The following is a 17,850-nucleotide window of genomic DNA, read 5'->3' on the forward strand; positions in this document are numbered from 1 at the left end:
TAAGTTTATTTTTCTTGACATCTTGCTGACACATAGAAACGTTAAAGTAAGAGTATCACAAATGTAAAAATAATTTCATTCCAATAAACTTGAAACTTTGAAGGAGTCGATTTTAAATGGTAACAATTTATACTACTCCAAGCAGTTTAGCCTGTCGTAAAGCAAAAGCTTGGCTTAAGAAAAACGAAATTTCATACAATGAACGCAACCTATATTCTCAACCTCTTTCTATAGAAGAAATAAAAGAGATTTTACGTAAAACGGAAGGCGGAACAGATGAAATCATCTCAACCCGTTCTAAAAAATTCAAAAGCCTGAATATCGATATAAATAATACACCACTTAACGATCTTTGCAAGCTTATTCAAGATAATCCGGATTTACTTCGCCGGCCAATCATTTTCGACCATAAGAACTTGCATGCCGGATATAATGAGGAAGAAATGGGACGCTTCCTTCCAAGAAAGGTCCGTCATGTCCAATTATGGCGAGCAATCTCCCAATTGGCTTAAACCATTAAACATTCAGGTGCTTATGTAAAAGGGTTGTCCATTAAATTGGACAACCCTTTTTTTATATTTGATTCGTCTTCTCTACAATGATCGTAAAGGTGGTGCCTTGTTCATTGCTATCCTTCAGTACAAGATCCCCATTTTGTGCTTTTGCGAGCATCTTACTGAATGGCAGCCCCAAACCTAAACCACGTATCTTCAACTTTTTGCTTTCACCTCGATAAAATGGTTCAAACACATACTGTTGTTCATGTTTCGGAATTCCTCGTCCACTGTCCTGGACGTCAATGCAGATTCGATCATCCTCCTTTTCATAAAGGTGAATCGCTATTTTCCCGTTGCCATCAAGAGCATGCCTGGCATTATTCAAAAGGTTAATGACAATTTGCTGCATCCGCAATGGATCTATTTGACCAAAGACAGGTTCATCAGGAACTTTTATAACAAGCTCGAACGCTTGATCATCATCCTGGGTTACTTGCCAGCGATAGGCGATTTCCTGGATGAATTTATTGATATTTTCCCGTTGCACACGAATTTTAAAAGCGCCTGCAGAAATGGCATTATAATTAAGTAAATCTTCTATCATATCTTGTAGCCGCTGTGTTTCCTTTAAGGAAATATCCAAGAATTCCTTACTCTGCTCTCCCGTAACGACATCATCCTTAACCGCTTGTATGAGTCCGCTAATAGAAGTGACAGGCGTTTTCAAATCATGGGTTACACCAGCTAGTAATTCTGCCCGTAACTTCTCCATCGCTTTCAATCGATTGGTCATTTCCTTAAATGATTCGATCAGTTCATAAATTTCTTCTTCCTTTATTTCTTCTTCCTCTTTGAAATGGATATCATAGTTGCCTTCACGAACCTGGACCGCGGCGTTAGCTACGTCTTGGATGGGCCGCGAAATCTGCCTCGAAAGAAAATAAATGACTCCCGTTCCAAGAATTAAAAGGCCTCCTATCATGATTGCCAACAAGCCATGATCTTGGTTGATTTCCTTTAATGCTGCTTCTTCCTGTGCGATGACCACCCACCCTCTCGTCTCATCATTAAACGTAATGGGGGATTTGACGACATATACTTTGTTGTCGGAAATCTTGACCTTTTGAATTAATTCCCTATTTTTCATAATGACGTCTGGAAGTTTGTTTTCATCCGGATCGATATACAACTGAGGCATCGTATAAATGATGCTGCCATCAGTGTCGACGATATAGATGATTGGCTGTTGGTTCAGATGAAGGATTTTTTCCCTTTCCTCAACAATCTCCGAAAGGACCGGACCAACGACTATCTGTCCATTTTCCTTTATCGCCCGATCTGATGTTTCATCAGCTAAGTACTTAAGGAGGCTAAGCCTATATTCCAAAGCTGTTTTTTCCATCCACCATAAGGAAAAAACAGACAATAATATCAAACCTGAAATCAAGGTCAATACGTATCTCTTCGTCCAATAACGTTGTAAAGTGGTTCTTTTTTTAGTTTTCATAGACACTCAATTGATACCCCAATCCGCGCAACGTTTTTATTTCCCCTTCAGCTGCAGGCCATGCATCGATTGCCTTCCTGATTCGTTTGATTGCCAGGTCCACGGCACGGTCACTGCCATCATAATCCATGCCCCACACTTGATCGAGCAGCTGCTCCCTCGTAAAAATTTGATTAGGGTGTTTAGCGAAAAAAATGAGAAGAGATAAATCACGTGGTGTCAAACTTATTTCTTTCCCATTCAATTGCACCATATAAGACTGATCATCGATGGTTAAACTCCCAAACTCATGTACATGATCATCTTCCGCAACAACAGTCGAGGATCTCCTTAAAACGGCATGCACCCGTGCCACGACTTCCTCGGCAACAAATGGTTTAGAGATGTAATCATCCGCACCTGACTTAAATCCGGATAATCGGTAATCGACATCATTCAGTGCCGTCAACATGATAACCGGGCATGTATTACCCTCCCTGATTTCCTTCAATATATCCCAGCCTTCCTTTCCCGGCAGCATGACATCAAGCAGGACAAGGTCCGGCGTCGTTTCTTCAAATACAGGAATGGCCTTTAACCCATCGTATACTTGGACTACATTAAAACCTTCACGCTCCAAATATGCTTTCAATACCATTGAAATGGCCAATTCATCTTCTACTACTAAAATTTTCTTCATTTAAGGATTCCTCCTTCCTGAATTATAGTGGAATCATTTTGTATATGCTAACTATTAAAGTATAAGAGCTTTTTCCCTCAATTTTACCCTTTTAATGTGTCAGGATTATGTTCGCAGCAAAATTTGGCTACGATTTCCCTTAGTACTTTCCATTAAACTTATTTTGTACGAAGAATCTCGATTCATTTTAACCTTCTAGGAAAAAGTTATATGGAAACGGATAAAGCTTGTACAAAACTTATGATTTTCTTATATACACCCTTAAGAGGCTGGCTCAAGGTGGAGCCAGCCTCTTTTCAATTACATGTTTCGTGTGGATTCGGACAGCCCACTTCCTGTCTTTCCACTTGAATCGTGCTATGTTCAATTCCAAACTGATCGTGAAGTAGTTTTTGTGCTTCTGCTAAAACAGAATCGTGGTTGCCACTCTCATCTATGACAACATGACAGCTCATGGTCAAAAAACCAGAGGTGATCGTCCAGATATGGAGATCATGGACATCTGATACACTGCCCAATTCCATCAAGGATGTTTTCACTTCATCCATATCGACTTGCTCGGGTGTACCCTCCATCAAGATATGGAAAGAATCCCTCACTACTCTAAATCCGCTGATAATAATTAAAATCGCAACGATGACACTCGCAATCGGATCTGCCATTCCCCAATCGAAAAAATAAATCAAGAGTGCGGCAGCAATGGCACCCACCGATCCAAGCATATCACCAATGACATGTAAAAAGGCACTCCGTACATTCAAATTGTCTTCCTTATCTCCGCTCATTAAAATCCATGCGGCAATGATATTAACCAGTAAACCAATGATTGAAATCATTAGCATTCCGAGGCTTTGTACCTCAGGGGGATTGATGAACCTTTTAATTGCCTCTATGAAAATGAAAACGGATATCACGATTAAGGTCAATCCATTCAAACAAGCAGCAATGATTTCAAACCTTTTATATCCATACGATTTGGACGATGTCGCTTTTCTTTCACCGAACCTTATCGCTGTATAACTAAGTCCTAAAGCTGCCGCATCGCTAAGCATGTGACCTGCATCCGACAGTAAAGCCAGACTATTTGTCATGAATCCTCCAATAACCTCAACTACCATAAATGTAGTGATTAACAAGAAAGAAGCCAACAACGCTTTTTTATTATTAGAATGATGGTGGTGTCCGTGCCCATGTTCATGGGAGTGACCATGATGATGTCCCATGCCATTCCTCCTCTCGGATTTAAAACTTATATATAGTATGGGATAAATCTAGAATGGTTTCAAATGATTCACTTCCCGATTTCATTGCTGCAAAGCAAATGTTAAAAAAAGCAAATAAAAGATCCCTTTTTAGGAAAACCTTCCTAAAAACAAAAAATAAACACCGCAGACTTTTCCTGCAGCGTTTATTTTTTGTTTATCTTTCTTCTTGCATCGTATCATCGACAATGGCATGCAGATCTTTATTAAACAATTCATTATTACAGACAAAACTGTGACGTTCCTTCTCTTGTTGATCTTGAAAATTTCTTTGCTTTTCATGTTCCTTCATGGCCTACCTCCCGCATCATCATGTTTTGCCTATTATCGTATCCACAGGCATGTACCTTTATGCTGAACATTTCCCCATTTTCATCATTTATAAAAGGTTCAGACCTGCTGCCCACCATGGAACGCACGTATAATGAATTCATGCTCAGGAACTTGTAAGCTTTTATAGGATAATAGAAACGATGAATTATCATAGATGACTTGTTCGAGATATACCTGTATACCGGCATTTTCAATCGTAACGATGGCATAAGGTGCAACAGGTTCACCATTACAGCCAAGAGAACCTGGATTCAGGAATATCGTTCTGTCATTTTTAAAATGATGGATAGGGTGATGATGTCCAAATCCAATTAAATCGTGATGCTGATCTTTAAAAAGTCTTTCTAAGTTATATAAATTCGGTTCGACGATTTTACTAAAAGGGTTTTGGCTTATGTGTTCATCCAACTTCTTCGGTTCCATGTGATAATGAGTGAAGTAAACGGAGTGATCATTGATGGTATTCTGTATGGTGCGAGGTAAATTCTCCAGTTTTGCAATGAAATTCCAATGCATTCTTCGCGCTATCCATTCATGATGCTCCTTGACATGAATGTGACCTTCCGGATGCGGCTCCCCGTTAATGATGGCGAGTACAGCTTCATCATGATTTCCAGTTAACATCGATAAATCATTTCTCGAAAATAAAAGTTCAAGGACTTCATTTGTATCCGGGCCTATTCCAACCATATCTCCCAAACAATAGATATGATCGATATCCTCCCTTTGATCAATATCCCTAAGAACAGCATTTAACGCTGAAGCATTACCATGCACATCCGTTATAATGGCAACTTTCATGACTAAGCTCAGCTCCCTTCCCCCATAATCCACAAGGTATATTATAACATTTCAAACGAAATCAAAAAAATATTCGGGCTTATTCCCCTGATTTGTTTAACGCCCATTTTTTATGAATAAGCTAACACTTCGGCCTAGAATACATAGTATGAAGTATTCCCGGTAAAGATGTTTTGCTAGGTATGTAATTCATAATATGTATGAGGAGGAAATTGAATGGGTGGATTTGGTAACGATAGTTGTGGCGGCGGTGGCGGCTGCGGCGGTTTCAATAACGGATTTGCATTGCTGATCGTATTATTTATCCTGCTAATCATCATTGGATGCAGTTGCGGATTCGGTGGATTCTGATAATGTCAAAAATGAAAAAGGCGCCTGATCATGGCGCCTTCTTTGTTTTTCCATAGTCATTTTCCCTTATCAAACTTTTATTACATATAATCCCGGCACCCCATGATTTCATAAACGATATGTTCCATAATCCCATATTGTGTTATCCAGCTATTTACTGCAGAATTCAGATTATAAGAAGTATAATAATTAAATGTCCCGAAAAAAGCTTAAGGACGAATTGACCTTAAGCTTCTGAAAGTTACCCAAGGGAATAACCTCTGCTAGACATGAACTAATTGCAATATTTCTACCCTCTGCTCTCAAATCATAAAAGGGGCAGAGAGCCTGCTCAATCCATCCTCCATTTGTTTTTTCGCATCTTTCATCATGCCATCAAGTAACTCCTTGACCGTGGGGATATCGTCAATCAATCCGGCAACCTGGCCGCTGTTCATAAAACCATTGTTAACATCCCCGTTCATTGCACCATTAATATGATGAACTTCAGAGGTCATTTCACGATAATTCATAGGAGACAGCCCCTGTTTTTCCAAATCCAGGACTTTTTCGGTATATGGATCCTTCAATACTCTTCTGACCTGACCAACGGATCTGCCCAAAATTACCGTATCATTGCCCATCGCTTCGATTAGTTTCTGTTTATATGACGGATGGAACGGTGCTTCTTGTGTTGCAATCAGCCTTGTTCCTAACTGGACGCCTGAAGCTCCCAGCATCAATGCAGCTGCCAGACCCTGGCCATTTCCGATTCCGCCAGCAGCCAAAACAGGCAGGTTCACATGCTTGCTGATTTGCGGGATGAGTGAAAATGTGGTCAATTCCAGGTTCGAATTGATGCCGGCAGCTTCAAACCCTTCAGCAACCAACACATCGGCTCCAGCGGCTTGCGCTTTTTGCGCGTGCTTGACCGAAGCAACGATAGCGATCACTTTTATATTTTTTTGTTGCAATTGCGGAATGTAAGGGGCAGGATTTCCAGCTGATAAGGAAACGACTGGTATATCATGCTTCAGGACAAGATTGATTAACTCATCTGTATATGGATTAACGTTTATCGGTATGTTCAACGCGAAATTTTTATCGGTTTTATCTTTGGTTTCAAGAATGATGGCTTCTACCTGTTCAGGGTTCATGGTACCGCACCCTATTGTCCCTAAGCCACCTGCATTGGATACTGCGGCTGCTAGACTTGCATTGCTTATGTTCCCCATGCCGCCTTGAATAATAGGATATTTTATCGAAAAAAGTTCACAAATATATTTCACTTTTACCCCTCCCTGTCCATTTAATGTTATACTATATTCATTAGAAAAACAATTCTGACTTTTCCAAAAGGAGCGAGACTATGATTATTCCGTACAATAATAAAAAACCTTCTATTGACGAAACTGTTTTTGTTGCACCTGGTGCTCATTTAATCGGTGATATTTCAATTGGAAAAGAATCGTCCATTTGGTTTAACTCCGTTCTACGCGGTGATGAAGATTCAATTACAATAGGAGAGAAGTGCAGTATTCAGGATAACTCCACCATCCACTTATTTGAAGGTTGCCCTGTTGTCATCGAAGACGAAGTGACGGTTGGTCACAACGTTATCCTACATGGTTGTAAAATAGGCAAACGGTCCATTATCGGTATGGGTTCAACGATATTGGATAATGTAGAAATTGGCGAAGAATGCATCGTCGGAGCAAATACATTGATTGCCGCTGGCAAAAGTATACCTCCACGTTCGCTAGTTATTGGTTCCCCAGGGCGAGTGGTTCGCAGATTGAATGATAAAGATCTTGAATTGATCCAACTTTCGGTTGATACATATGTTCAAAAAGGAAAGGACTTCAAAGGGCTGCTTGATTAATTTTCACACTGAACATACCCCGTTGTCCTTATGTGGCTATATCATGTAAAAAAGAGCTTCGGCCAGTCACTAGTGACTGGCCGAACCTTTTTTACTTAATGATTAGAGGATGATCCTTAGCATCATAGGTTTCATCTTTCCGGCATAAATCATTATTTTCCTGAAATACGCTTTCAAAGAATCTGCTTGCTGGTTCAGCCAAGACTTGATAATACTGGCTGAATAAAAGTGCGGCATGATTCCCGTTCCACTTGGAAGGCAATAGTTCCTTGGGCAAGCCTGGATCGATAAATAAAAACTTGCGGTATTCATGCACCAAATTCGTTCGTTCCACAAAGCAATCAGCATCAGACATTTCCCTCCTGCTAATGATGCTTTGGTGCACGATGAATTGTTTGCTGTATTTCTCGATGAATTCTTCATATTTATTCTCAATCTCTTCTAAATGCCAACTCTTCTCGACAAGCGATTGATTTTGTTTGGGACCCTTGTATTCCGAAATGAAAAAATCAACATATTCATTGATATCGTATTTCTCGATCAAGAGTTTGATTTGTTTTTCCAAGTCATTAGGGGAAATCCAGCAACCATTGGAAAAGCTGCCAAATCCACTCCATAATAATTCTTTTCGAAGATCATCCCGTAATTGACGTTTATCTTCAGGGATCGTGTACATTAAAATGCGCCATTTACCGTCCCAATCATTTGGTTTCATTTTATATATGCGATTGGCCGCTTCATCCATTCGCTGTACACCGCGATCAGTCAAAAAGTAATAGCTCTTATTTCCCTGCTTCTCTGATTGAATCCAGCCTTGTTTGACCATACGGGAAACGGCTACACGTACGCCCTGTTCATTGTGGCCGAATTCCTTTAATAAACGAATTAAACTGCCTATCCAGATTTTATTTCCATAGTTACGGATATAATCACCATAAATCGTAAAAATCATGGATTGCGTATTAGTTCCTATATTTCTCACCTCTTTCATTGTTACGATTTTCACACGGACTGCATAAATACTATTATATCTTTTTAAAATGAAACCGCAATATCATTTACCCGTAAATTGCGTTTTTCTCCGCTCACTAAATGCTTCGAGCGCTTCCAATCTATCTTGAGTCGGAATGGTCAATTCATAGGCTTTCCCCTCTATGGCCATTCCGGTTTGCAAGTCTGTATTCATTCCCTGGACAATGGCATATTTGGCTTGCTTGACTGCAATCGGCCCATTATTCATAATCTTTCCTGCCAATTCCTCACAGACTGATAACAATTCATCCCTCGGAACGACCTTCAATAGGATCCCTAGTTGACACGCCTCTTCTGCTGTCAATTTTTTAGCAGTAAAGATTAATTCCTTCGCTTTCATTTCACCTATCAATCTCGGCAGCCGCTGTGTACCGCCTGCTCCAGGAATGATGGCCCAGCTAGTTTCAGTGAGCCCCAATGAAACACCTTCAGCTGCAATTGCAAAATCACATGAAAGCAGCCACTCAAATCCTCCCCCCAATGCATATCCATTAACGGCAGCTATGGTTGGCTGCGGAAGCCCTGCGATACTATTAAAAACATCGCGAATCAATTTAACGTTCCTTCTTACTTCCGCATCATTCAAAGTCTTTCTTTCCTTTAAATCCGCTCCTGCGCTGAATGCTTTTTCTCCTGCACCCGTGAAAATGACGGCACGGATATCTCCGTCCATATAAACAGCATCAACGACTTCCTGCAGTTCAGAAAGTGTCTCATAGTCGAAGCAATTCAATACGTCAGGTCGATTCACTGTTATATAGCCAATTTGATTATTCACATTATAAATGACGTTAGACATGATTCTTCTCCCCTTTTATAAAAAAAATGGTTCACTACCATCAATCATTTTCAATATTTTCTATAATGGCTGATATCCCCTGCCCAACACCGACACACATCGTTGCAAGACCGTAGCGTACTTTCCGCTTTTTCATTTCGTGAACAAGTGTTGTTAAAATACGCGCACCGCTCGCACCGAGTGGATGGCCAAACGCTATCGCCCCGCCATTGACATTCACTTTTTCCTGATCCAGTTTCAATTGGCGGATACACTCCACGGATTGGGAAGCGAATGCTTCATTCAATTCGACTAGCCCAATATCTTCAATAGATAAATCCGCCCGCTCCATCGCTTTTTTCGTAGCATGTATGGGACCAAGGCCCATAATCGACGGTTCTAAGCCTGCAACCGCTCCTACTACATATTTGGCCAGAGGTTTAACCCCTAGCTCCCGTGCCTTTTCTGCACTCATTAATAGCAAGGCAGAGGCTCCATCATTAACACCGGAGGCATTACCGGCCGTTACCGTACCACCTTTAAAAATCGGTTTGAGTTTTGCCAGCTTTTCGATGGTCGTGTCAGGACGAGGGTGTTCATCTTTATCGAAAATGACCTCATTCCCTTTACGGTCCGTATATCGAACAGGTACGATTTCATTAATGAATCGCTCATTTTCCACTGCTATTTTCGCCCTTTGCTGGCTTTGAAACGCGAATTGATCTTGATCTTCCCTTGAAACCGAAAAGCGCTGAGCGACATTTTCAGCTGTTTGAGGCATGGAATCCGCACCATACATTTCTTCAAGTTTCTCATTCGTGAAACGCCAGCCGATCGTTGTATCCTGAAGCTCCATCGAACCCCGCGGGAATTCAATTTCAGGTTTGGCCATGACATATGGCGCTCTTGTCATGCTTTCGGTCCCGCCTGCGATATAAATATCGCCTTCCCCTGCAGCTATGGAACGAGCAGCATACATAACGGCATCAAGTCCTGATCCGCACAAACGATTTATTGTCGTTCCAGCCACGTTTACAGGAAGGCCGGCTAAAAGTGCAGACATTCTGGCAACATCTCGATTATCCTCACCAGCTTGATTTGCATTTCCGAAGATGACATCTTCAATTTGCTCTGGGGGAAGCTTAGGATTGCGATCTGTCAGCGCCTTGATGACAATTGCACCCAGGTCATCCGGGCGAACACTTTTCAATGCGCCTTTATATCTTCCTATTGGTGTTCTCACGGCATCAACAATCACAACATCCTTCATTTTCTCACCAGCTCCCCATCTTTTGTATAATCGTACACACCTTTACCTGACTTTCGGCCTAGTCTGCCAGCTTTAACATACTGCTCAAGCAGTGGTGCCGGACGGTATTTCTCACCTAGCTTACTATGTAAATATCTTAAATTATTTAAACGGGCATCCAATCCCACCAAATCACCTAGCTCAAATGGTCCCATCGGGTAATTCAACCCTAACTTTATTGCTTTATCGATTTCTTCTGGTGTCCCTAACCCTTCTTGAAGCATAAAGAACGCTTCATTACCTACCAGACAGCTGATTCTACTGGTAACAAAACCAGGGAATTCGTTGATGACCACGGTCTCTTTCCCCATTTTTTCAGCCACCTCTTTTATTATGGCTGCCGTTTCATCACTTGTTTCAAGCCCGCGTACTATTTCCACGAGTGGCATCTTTTGGACAGGGTTGAAAAAATGCATCGCAATCGTTTTTTCAGGACGTTTTCCATATGAACCAATTTCTGTCGGACTCATAGTGGAAGTATTTGTTGCAAAGTAACAGCCTTCTTTTGCATGCTCTTCAATTGTTTCGAAAACGGCTTTCTTAATTTCTGCCTTTTCCGGAACAGCTTCTATGATTATATCGGCATATGCTGCTGACTCTTTCAAATTGGAGGAATACGAAAGTCTGCTTTTTGCAGAAGCCGCTTCCTCCTGTGTGATCTTTTGGTAGCGCACACCCTTTTCAAAAATGGTATCGATCTCTTTTTTTGCACTTTCCAATGCGTCTTGATTCACATCCACCAATATTACATCAAAGCCTCCTGTTGCCCCTACATAGGCAATTCCCCTGCCCATGACACCAGATCCTACAATCACTAGATTTCTAATCATTCAAATCATTCCTCCTTCAAAATAAATAGGGCTGGCTACAATGAATCAGATCAGCATTCATCCCAAACCTGAATTACTTTTCCGACAGATCGTTTTGCCAGCACCCTATTTTATGTTTTTTTAAATGCCAAAAGGATTTAAGGGACGGCTTCCATGATAGGAAATGATGCTTTTCGTTTCTGTATAAAGATCAAGCGTCTCAATACAAAGTTCCCTGCCGAATCCTGACTGTTTATACCCTCCGAAAGGTGTACCAGGAAATGCGGAAAATGGACAGTTCACCATGACGATTCCCGCTTCGATTTGGTTGGCAACCCGCGTCGCACGCCCGCCATCCTTTGTCCAAAGTGCTGAGCCCAATCCGAATTCTGTATCATTCGCAAGTCTAATGGCTTCTTTTTCATCTTTGAATTTCATGATGACAACAACCGGTCCGAATATTTCCTCTTTAACGACATTCATATCATGATTCACATTGGCAATGACCGTCGGCTCATACCAATAACCGCTTTCGAAGCCTTCAATAGTCGCCGGCTTTCCTCCAGTCAGGATATCCGCTCCATCAGCAATGGCAGATTGGACATAATTGTCGATGACATCCAATTGCCCTTGATCTATGACTGCACCGACATGTGTTTCTTTATCCAGCGGATTGCCCAATTTCAATTTCTTCGTTTTTTCTACGAATCTAGTAACGAATTCCTCGTAAATGTCCTCATGTACGTATAAACGGGATCTTGCTTCGCAAGATTGTCCAGTATTGTAGAAAATTCCATATAAGGATCCATCGATTGCTGCTTCAAGGTCAGCATCTTCAAATACAATATTAGGAGACTTTCCGCCAAGCTCCAATGTTACCCTTTTTAATGTTTGAGAAGCTTTGCCCATGAGATCCCTGCCGATTGGCGTAGAACCTGTGAAGGCTACCTTATTCACTTTAGGATGTTCGACAAGGTAATTCCCTACGTCTGATCCAGGACCTGGGATGATATTGACCACTCCGGAAGGCACACCTGCTTCTAAACAGATTTCCCCTAATACGATGGCAGTCAGCGGTGTTAAAGAGGCTGGCTTAACAATGACCGAACATCCAACTGCAATGGCAGGTGCAATTTTCCAAGCCGCCATCATCATTGGATAATTCCAAGGTATGATTTGTGCACAAACACCCACAGGCTCTTTCTCCGTATAGTTATGGAATTGACCAGGTACATTATTGACAGATCCACGATGCCCAACTAAAGCACCTGCATAAAATTCGAAATCTTCTATTGCCTGCATGACTTGGCCTTGCGCTGCAGAAATGGATTTGCCGCTATTCAGGACTTCCAATTCAACCAATTCATTGAAGCGTGATCGCATGATCGCTGCAATCTTGTTCAATACACGGGACCGTTTATTGATCGGAGTTTTCTTCCATTTACCGTTATCAAATGCTTCACGAGCAGCTTGAACGGCTCTCTCTGCATCTTCCTTAGTGGCCTTTGCAACCTTGGCAATGATTTCACCAGTCGCAGGATTGTACGCATCAATAGTGGATCCATTAGAGCTTTCCACTCTTTCTCCATTAATGATAAGGTGGTAATAATCACGTTTCGTTTCCGCTTTTTCAAATGCTGACTCTTGAACTTTAACCATGTAATCCCACTCCCTTTTTATATTACTTGCCTATGAATTGAGCTTTCCTTTTTTCCATGAATGCTGCCACACCTTCAGCATAATCCATCGTTAAGCCAGCGATCCGCTGACCCTCCGCTTCTTCTTTTAAGTATTCTTCCAATGAAAGGTGATAGGATGCCTCTAAGTATCTTTTGATTAAGCCGATTGCTTTCGTCGGTTTGTTTGCGAGATTCTCTGCAAAGGCTTTCAATTCCTCGTCCCATGATTCCACACTGATCACTTTTGTAGCGATTCCGATATTTTTCGCCTCGCTAGCCGTAACCTTTTCCCCTAATAAAGATAATTCCAAGGCTTTCGCATGACCGACAATCCGCGAAAGGTAATACAGATTTCCTGAATCAGGAATCAATCCGATATTGACAAAGGCATTTATAAAACTGGCTTTTTCAGAAACAAGCCGGAAATCGCATGCCAGTGCAAGGCTGAAACCGGCCCCTGCAGCCACCCCATTGACCGCTGCGATGATCGGTTTTTCACAGCTTGCTATTTGCTGCATCATTGGACCGTAATTTTCACGCAGCAATTGACCTAAATTCATGCTATCATCCAAATCCGATAAATCTTGTCCGGAGCAAAAGGCCCTGCCTTCACCTGTGATGATAATGGCCCGCACTTCATCGGACCCCGAAGATGTTTTGATCGCTTTTTGTATTTCTTTATTCATTTGGGAAGTAAAGGCATTAAGTTTATCAGGACGGTTCAAAGTAAGCCAAGCCACTCCGTTTTCAACCCTATAAGTGATCGTTTCGTACATAGAGCACTCCTTATCCGCCTGTGAATTTAGGCTTTCTTTTTTCAACAAATGCTTTCATTCCTTCTTTTTGGTCTTCTGATGCAAAAAGAATATAGAAGTTCTTTCGTTCAAATTGCATACCCTCATATAAGGAAAGATCAACGGCTTTATTGACGGATTCTTTAATCAGCCTTACAGCTAACGGAGGTTGCTTTGCTATCTTTCTAGCAAAATCAATCGATTCTTCCATTAACAATTCAGGAGCAACGATCTTATTGATGAAACCGTAATGCAAAGCTGTCTTAGCATTAATCCTTTCGGCCGACAATATCCATTCAAGCGCCTTCATTTTGCCTACCAATTTCGTCAGCCTCTGCGTTCCGCCTGCACCAGGCATGACTCCTAGAGTCACTTCCGGAAAGGAAAACTGGGTGTCGCTGGCGGCAATCAAGAAATCGCAGGATAAAGCAAGTTCAAAACCACCACCGAATACAAAACTTTTCACCGCACCAATTACAGGCTTCTTAACTAGGTTTATTCGATCCCAATCGGCAAATTGGTTCGTTACCTCCAGATTGATTGGATTGTCGTTAGCCATTTCGTCAATATCAGCTCCAGCAGAAAATGCTTTTCCATTGCCCGCCAGCAAAATCACCTTCACTTGTGGGTCGAGGTCGAATGCCTCCAAGGATGAAACGATTTCCCTGACCATTTTCCTGTTAAGCGCATTCAATTGCTGCGGCCGATTTAAAAAGATATAACCAATGCCGTCCTCGATTGACGTTTCAATGAATTGAAGCGCATTCATTTTATTTCTTCGCCGATCATCATCGTTACAAGTTTCCCCGCAAAGCCCATTAAGTCTTTCCCTGATGCTTTGCCTTCTGGAGAACGCATTCCTTTTTGCAGTGCATCATGGTCTTCATAATACATTTCACATAGAATGTGATACTCAGAGTCTTTGCCCATCGGTGTCCCGACTATTTTAGTGACCTCCATTTTTTGAAGACCAGGAATTTTTTCCGTTATCGGACCATGTACATTGAAGTAGTGCTCATCGAATTCTTCCTTGTTTTCAGGTTGTTTATAAAGGGCGATTAGTTTTACCATTTTAGAAAACCTCCATTTTATTAGATCATTTTTATCATCGGTTTCATCGCTTCGAACGGATTTTTACACGACTTGCAGTATAAAATGCTGCGGCAAGCCGTTGGGCCGAATATATTTTCCATCGTGACATAAGTGGATTCACAATACGGGCAATCCACATGCCAGGATCCATCTTTTTTCATTTGACGAGGAGGAGGGGAGATTCCGAAAAGCTTCAGTCCAGCTTTCCCCTTTTCCGTAATTCGATCGGATGTCCAGGAAGGGGAGCGTAAAAATTCAACGCTGACATTTTTTACGGCAGGATGCTGTTTAATAGCAGTTTCCACATTTTTCTGAATGATCGACAATGCCGGGCACCCCAGAAAAGTCGGCAGCATCTTCACCAAAACGTCCTGGCCCGAAACCGTCACGTTTTCTACCATCCCTAAATCCAGAATACTGACTGTATCGATTTCGGGATCTTTTACGTCTTCCAGGAGCTTATATATTTCTTTTGTGTTCAACAGTACGGTCGACATGATACCCCTCCCCTTTTTCTAGTGTTTCACCATGAAGCTGCTTTATCGCTTGCATACACTTCGCATAACGTTTCCAGCGCCTTTTCCAAATCTTCCGTATGCTGGCCATTTCGTCCATCACCTTTGGCCATTCCTATTTCAAAGGTTGTTGCTAAACCTACACTTTCAAAAATGGGGGAAACAGCCTCGATCCATTTCTTTTGTAAGTCAGCTTCGCCTTCAATCAGTCCGAGCTCCACCATTTCTTCTCCGTATTGCCCAAGTGAAAAAACGCCAGCGAAATCCTGTATTGTTTTCTCGATCGCTGCTTTCATTCTCGAAACCGCTTCTTCGTGACCGGAACCCAGCAATTGGACGAACCACATTTTCCAGTGCATCAAATGATAGTAAAGTTCCATCTGTACTTTTTGTGCCACTTCTGCAAGCGGTTCATATGAACTTGTATGAAGGGATTGAAGCTTAATCGCTTTGGCTTGGGTATAAAGATAATTCCGCACCACTGCAAAAGCCCAATCATATTCAGGATCCTTCATATAGTATCCAGGACCATTGACCACTTCCAGGATAATTGCATTACGCCGTTCTTTCGCTGGTCGATCATGGGCCAGCTGATCTGCATTCCCTACGCCGATTTCTTCCAATAATTTATAATATATCGCTGCATGCCCCATCGTATCTTGGGCGATCGAGGAGGATGCAACATCTTCTTCAATATGCGGAGCGAGTCCCAGCCATTCCGAACCACGATACGAATGGATAAAATCATCGTCCGCCAAGTGAAGCAGCAATTCCTTGATTGCGATGTCCTTCAATGATTCATTCCCCATTTTTCACGCCTCCAGCCCAAGACATTATCTCTTTTTCATCGAGCATTTCCTGCTCGTACTTCCGCCATTTTTTCTTTAGGTATCCATATCCTTTTGTAGTCCTGTAATCTTTATTATCCATACGTTGAAGCGTTTTCTTTTCCTCGACCGTCATTTTCCGTATATTCTGTCTTTTAACCACCCAGATATCATCTACCGCTTCACGTCTCATGAAATTTTCTTGTGCCATCATGATGGCGATATCCTCATTGGGGGCCAGCAGGCTAAAATGATATTGAACGGGTGAGGTTTGTGTTTTTCGGCTAAATACTTCAAATTCTTCAAAGTAAGTTTTTTGTCTAGTTTCCATATAGTCCTTCCCCCTCCCTTAGATGACCTTCGGCGCTAACGCTTCGCGCACCCATTTATTATTTTCATAAGAAATTCTTCGAAGACTTAAGCGATCCTGTGAACGTGGCCCTTCATTTCTTGCGTACACCTTCAATTTCCCCCAGTCGGGTTGTTGGTAAATCCAGGTTTCCGATTCTTTATCAAATCGAAGTGTTTCATCGGGAATGGTATAGCCGAGTGAAAGAATCCGCTTCACATATTTAGAAAAGAAAGCTTGGCGAAGCTCTTCATTGGTACTTGTTCTGATCCTGTATTTGATCGTTACATCCTGCTTGGATGAACCCACCTCTTTCTTACTCGGAGGTCCAAAGAAGAGTAACAAGGATTCCCACCAATAATTGATGGAATCTTGAACCAATTTCCTTTGTTCTTCCGTTCCTTCTGCCAAAGCCATGATGATCGCTTCACCATGCTGAGCGTGAAAAACTTCTTCCGCGCAAATCCTTTGCAGCGCACGGGCATAAGGTCCGTATGAAGCGCCAAGCATGTTCGTTTGGGAAATGATCGCTGCCCCATCAACCAACCAGCCAATCAATCCTGCATCTCCCCAAGTTTTTGCTTCCATATGGAAAACATTATGAAACTTTAAATCTCCATTAAATAAATCTTGCATAAGGTCATCCCGTTTTTTGTTATAAGGCTTTAGCAAATCCTCCGCGACTCGAAGCAATAATTGTCCATGCCCCATTTCATCCTGCACCTTTGCCATGATTCCAAGTTTTCTATTTAAGGTCGGAGCTTTAGGTACCCATTCCTTTTCTGGAAGCGCCCCCATGATTTCACTTATGCCATGCATTGAAATTAATTTGATGAGGGTGCCTCGGTAATCTTCAGGCATCCAATCATCCGCTTCTATCTTTTCTCCAGCCTCGATTCTGGCAATAAATTGATTTAGCTTTTCTTGTTCTGCCATATCATTTAAAAGAACGTTCATCCAAAACACCTCTTATTCGATAATATATAACGTTTATATAACGTTATTATATTTTATTGTTATATTAAATGCAACACTATTCTGTCTTTTTGCTGAATAAAAGGAAATTATCGGAATTGGACCAGTCTTTTATTCAACTAATACGTTAAACGGCGACGATTCCACCTTGATGGACTCTGTTGGGCAGCCCTCCAGTGCATCATCCAAGTCATCAAATAAATCTTCTTCGACTTCTGCGGTTCCTTCATTTTCATCCAGGATGACGAATGCGACTCCCTCATCATTGTAATCAAAGATTTCCGGCGCAGCGGCACCGCATGCCCCGCAAGCAATGCAAGTTTCTTGATCCACAATTGCATATTTAGCCATGATGCCTTCCTCCTTATCTCTATTTCATTAATTCTTTCTTGTTTCCCTA

22 protein-coding genes are annotated in these 17,850 nt (G+C 41.7%); 3 read left to right on the forward strand and 19 right to left on the reverse strand.

Annotated features, from left to right (window positions below):
* Nucleotides 1–116: 116 nt before the first annotated feature.
* Nucleotides 117–512: a transcriptional regulator Spx gene (gene spx / locus ACQKMH_RS14795; protein WP_057912582.1), complete on the forward strand. Its 396-nt coding sequence runs from the start codon at nt 117–119 to the stop codon at nt 510–512.
* Between the two features lie 61 nt (nt 513–573).
* Here the strand turns inward: spx and ACQKMH_RS14800 are convergent, their stop codons facing one another.
* From ACQKMH_RS14800 to ACQKMH_RS14820, 5 genes are all read right to left on the reverse strand, one after another.
* Nucleotides 574–2,004 (reverse strand): sensor histidine kinase, encoded by a 1,431-nt coding sequence (locus tag ACQKMH_RS14800; protein ID WP_427588521.1) that lies wholly within the window; start codon nt 2,002–2,004, stop codon nt 574–576.
* Entirely contained in the window at nt 1,994–2,683 is a 690-nt protein-coding gene (locus tag ACQKMH_RS14805; protein ID WP_427588253.1) for a response regulator transcription factor, read from the reverse strand. Before ACQKMH_RS14805 ends, ACQKMH_RS14800 begins: the two co-directional genes overlap by 11 nt.
* 296 nt (nt 2,684–2,979) lie before the next feature.
* Entirely contained in the window at nt 2,980–3,906 is a 927-nt protein-coding gene (locus tag ACQKMH_RS14810; RefSeq protein ID WP_427588254.1) for a cation diffusion facilitator family transporter, read from the reverse strand.
* Nucleotides 3,907–4,102: 196 nt separating this feature from the next.
* On the reverse strand, nt 4,103–4,237 hold the full coding sequence (locus ACQKMH_RS14815) for a hypothetical protein (protein ID WP_427588255.1): 135 nt from the start codon (nt 4,235–4,237) through the stop codon (nt 4,103–4,105).
* A gap of 98 nt (nt 4,238–4,335) precedes the next feature.
* Nucleotides 4,336–5,079, reverse strand: a complete 744-nt coding sequence (locus ACQKMH_RS14820) for a metallophosphoesterase family protein (protein ID WP_427588256.1) — start codon at nt 5,077–5,079, stop codon at nt 4,336–4,338.
* A 216-nt stretch (nt 5,080–5,295) separates the two neighbouring features.
* Between ACQKMH_RS14820 and ACQKMH_RS14825 the strand changes: the two genes are divergently transcribed.
* On the forward strand, nt 5,296–5,430 hold the full coding sequence (locus ACQKMH_RS14825) for a YjcZ family sporulation protein (RefSeq protein WP_427588257.1): 135 nt from the start codon (nt 5,296–5,298) through the stop codon (nt 5,428–5,430).
* 302 nt (nt 5,431–5,732) lie between these two features.
* Here the strand turns inward: ACQKMH_RS14825 and ACQKMH_RS14830 are convergent, their stop codons facing one another.
* Entirely contained in the window at nt 5,733–6,698 is a 966-nt protein-coding gene (locus tag ACQKMH_RS14830; RefSeq protein WP_427588258.1) for an NAD(P)H-dependent flavin oxidoreductase, read from the reverse strand.
* Between the two features lie 80 nt (nt 6,699–6,778).
* Between ACQKMH_RS14830 and ACQKMH_RS14835 the strand changes: the two genes are divergently transcribed.
* Nucleotides 6,779–7,291 (forward strand): gamma carbonic anhydrase family protein, encoded by a 513-nt coding sequence (locus tag ACQKMH_RS14835; RefSeq protein ID WP_427588259.1) that lies wholly within the window; start codon nt 6,779–6,781, stop codon nt 7,289–7,291.
* A 91-nt stretch (nt 7,292–7,382) separates the two neighbouring features.
* Here ACQKMH_RS14835 and paaX read toward each other — a convergent pair whose 3' ends face one another.
* The 13 genes from paaX to ACQKMH_RS14900 all read right to left on the reverse strand — a co-directional run bounded on the left by paaX (nt 7,383) and on the right by ACQKMH_RS14900 (nt 17,801).
* Nucleotides 7,383–8,264: a phenylacetic acid degradation operon negative regulatory protein PaaX gene (paaX, locus tag ACQKMH_RS14840; protein WP_427588522.1), complete on the reverse strand. Its 882-nt coding sequence runs from the start codon at nt 8,262–8,264 to the stop codon at nt 7,383–7,385.
* An 81-nt stretch (nt 8,265–8,345) separates the two neighbouring features.
* Nucleotides 8,346–9,122: an enoyl-CoA hydratase-related protein gene (locus tag ACQKMH_RS14845; protein ID WP_427588260.1), complete on the reverse strand. Its 777-nt coding sequence runs from the start codon at nt 9,120–9,122 to the stop codon at nt 8,346–8,348.
* Between the two features lie 40 nt (nt 9,123–9,162).
* Entirely contained in the window at nt 9,163–10,371 is a 1,209-nt protein-coding gene (locus ACQKMH_RS14850; RefSeq protein WP_427588261.1) for an acetyl-CoA C-acyltransferase, read from the reverse strand.
* Nucleotides 10,368–11,240 (reverse strand): 3-hydroxyacyl-CoA dehydrogenase, encoded by an 873-nt coding sequence (locus ACQKMH_RS14855; protein ID WP_427588262.1) that lies wholly within the window; start codon nt 11,238–11,240, stop codon nt 10,368–10,370. The genes ACQKMH_RS14850 and ACQKMH_RS14855 overlap by 4 nt, the downstream gene beginning before the upstream one ends.
* Before the next feature lie 120 nt (nt 11,241–11,360).
* Nucleotides 11,361–12,878: an aldehyde dehydrogenase family protein gene (locus ACQKMH_RS14860; protein WP_427588263.1), complete on the reverse strand. Its 1,518-nt coding sequence runs from the start codon at nt 12,876–12,878 to the stop codon at nt 11,361–11,363.
* 22 nt (nt 12,879–12,900) lie between these two features.
* Nucleotides 12,901–13,674, reverse strand: coding sequence for an enoyl-CoA hydratase-related protein (locus tag ACQKMH_RS14865; protein ID WP_427588264.1), 774 nt, complete (start codon nt 13,672–13,674; stop codon nt 12,901–12,903).
* A gap of 10 nt (nt 13,675–13,684) precedes the next feature.
* On the reverse strand, nt 13,685–14,461 hold the full coding sequence (locus ACQKMH_RS14870; protein ID WP_427588265.1) for an enoyl-CoA hydratase/isomerase family protein: 777 nt from the start codon (nt 14,459–14,461) through the stop codon (nt 13,685–13,687).
* The gene (locus ACQKMH_RS14875) at nt 14,458–14,763 is read right to left on the reverse strand and encodes an EthD family reductase (protein WP_098372584.1); all 306 of its coding nucleotides are present in this window, start codon (nt 14,761–14,763) and stop codon (nt 14,458–14,460) included. The genes ACQKMH_RS14870 and ACQKMH_RS14875 overlap by 4 nt, the downstream gene beginning before the upstream one ends.
* A gap of 20 nt (nt 14,764–14,783) precedes the next feature.
* A complete protein-coding gene (gene paaD / locus ACQKMH_RS14880; protein ID WP_230157139.1) occupies nt 14,784–15,281 on the reverse strand; it encodes a 1,2-phenylacetyl-CoA epoxidase subunit PaaD in 498 nt (165 codons plus the stop codon).
* 26 nt (nt 15,282–15,307) lie between these two features.
* Nucleotides 15,308–16,108, reverse strand: a complete 801-nt coding sequence (gene paaC / locus ACQKMH_RS14885) for a 1,2-phenylacetyl-CoA epoxidase subunit PaaC (protein WP_427588266.1) — start codon at nt 16,106–16,108, stop codon at nt 15,308–15,310.
* Entirely contained in the window at nt 16,098–16,457 is a 360-nt protein-coding gene (gene paaB, locus ACQKMH_RS14890) for a 1,2-phenylacetyl-CoA epoxidase subunit PaaB (protein WP_133349020.1), read from the reverse strand. Before paaB ends, paaC begins: the two co-directional genes overlap by 11 nt.
* An 18-nt stretch (nt 16,458–16,475) precedes the next feature.
* Nucleotides 16,476–17,432, reverse strand: a complete 957-nt coding sequence (gene paaA / locus ACQKMH_RS14895) for a 1,2-phenylacetyl-CoA epoxidase subunit PaaA (protein WP_133349022.1) — start codon at nt 17,430–17,432, stop codon at nt 16,476–16,478.
* 129 nt (nt 17,433–17,561) lie between these two features.
* Nucleotides 17,562–17,801: a ferredoxin gene (locus ACQKMH_RS14900; RefSeq protein ID WP_133349024.1), complete on the reverse strand. Its 240-nt coding sequence runs from the start codon at nt 17,799–17,801 to the stop codon at nt 17,562–17,564.
* Between the last annotated feature and the right edge of the window lie 49 nt (nt 17,802–17,850).

It is taken from the genome of Peribacillus sp. NPDC097895 (genome assembly GCF_050277555.1).
In the GTDB taxonomy this organism is placed as follows: domain Bacteria; phylum Bacillota; class Bacilli; order Bacillales; family DSM-1321; genus Peribacillus.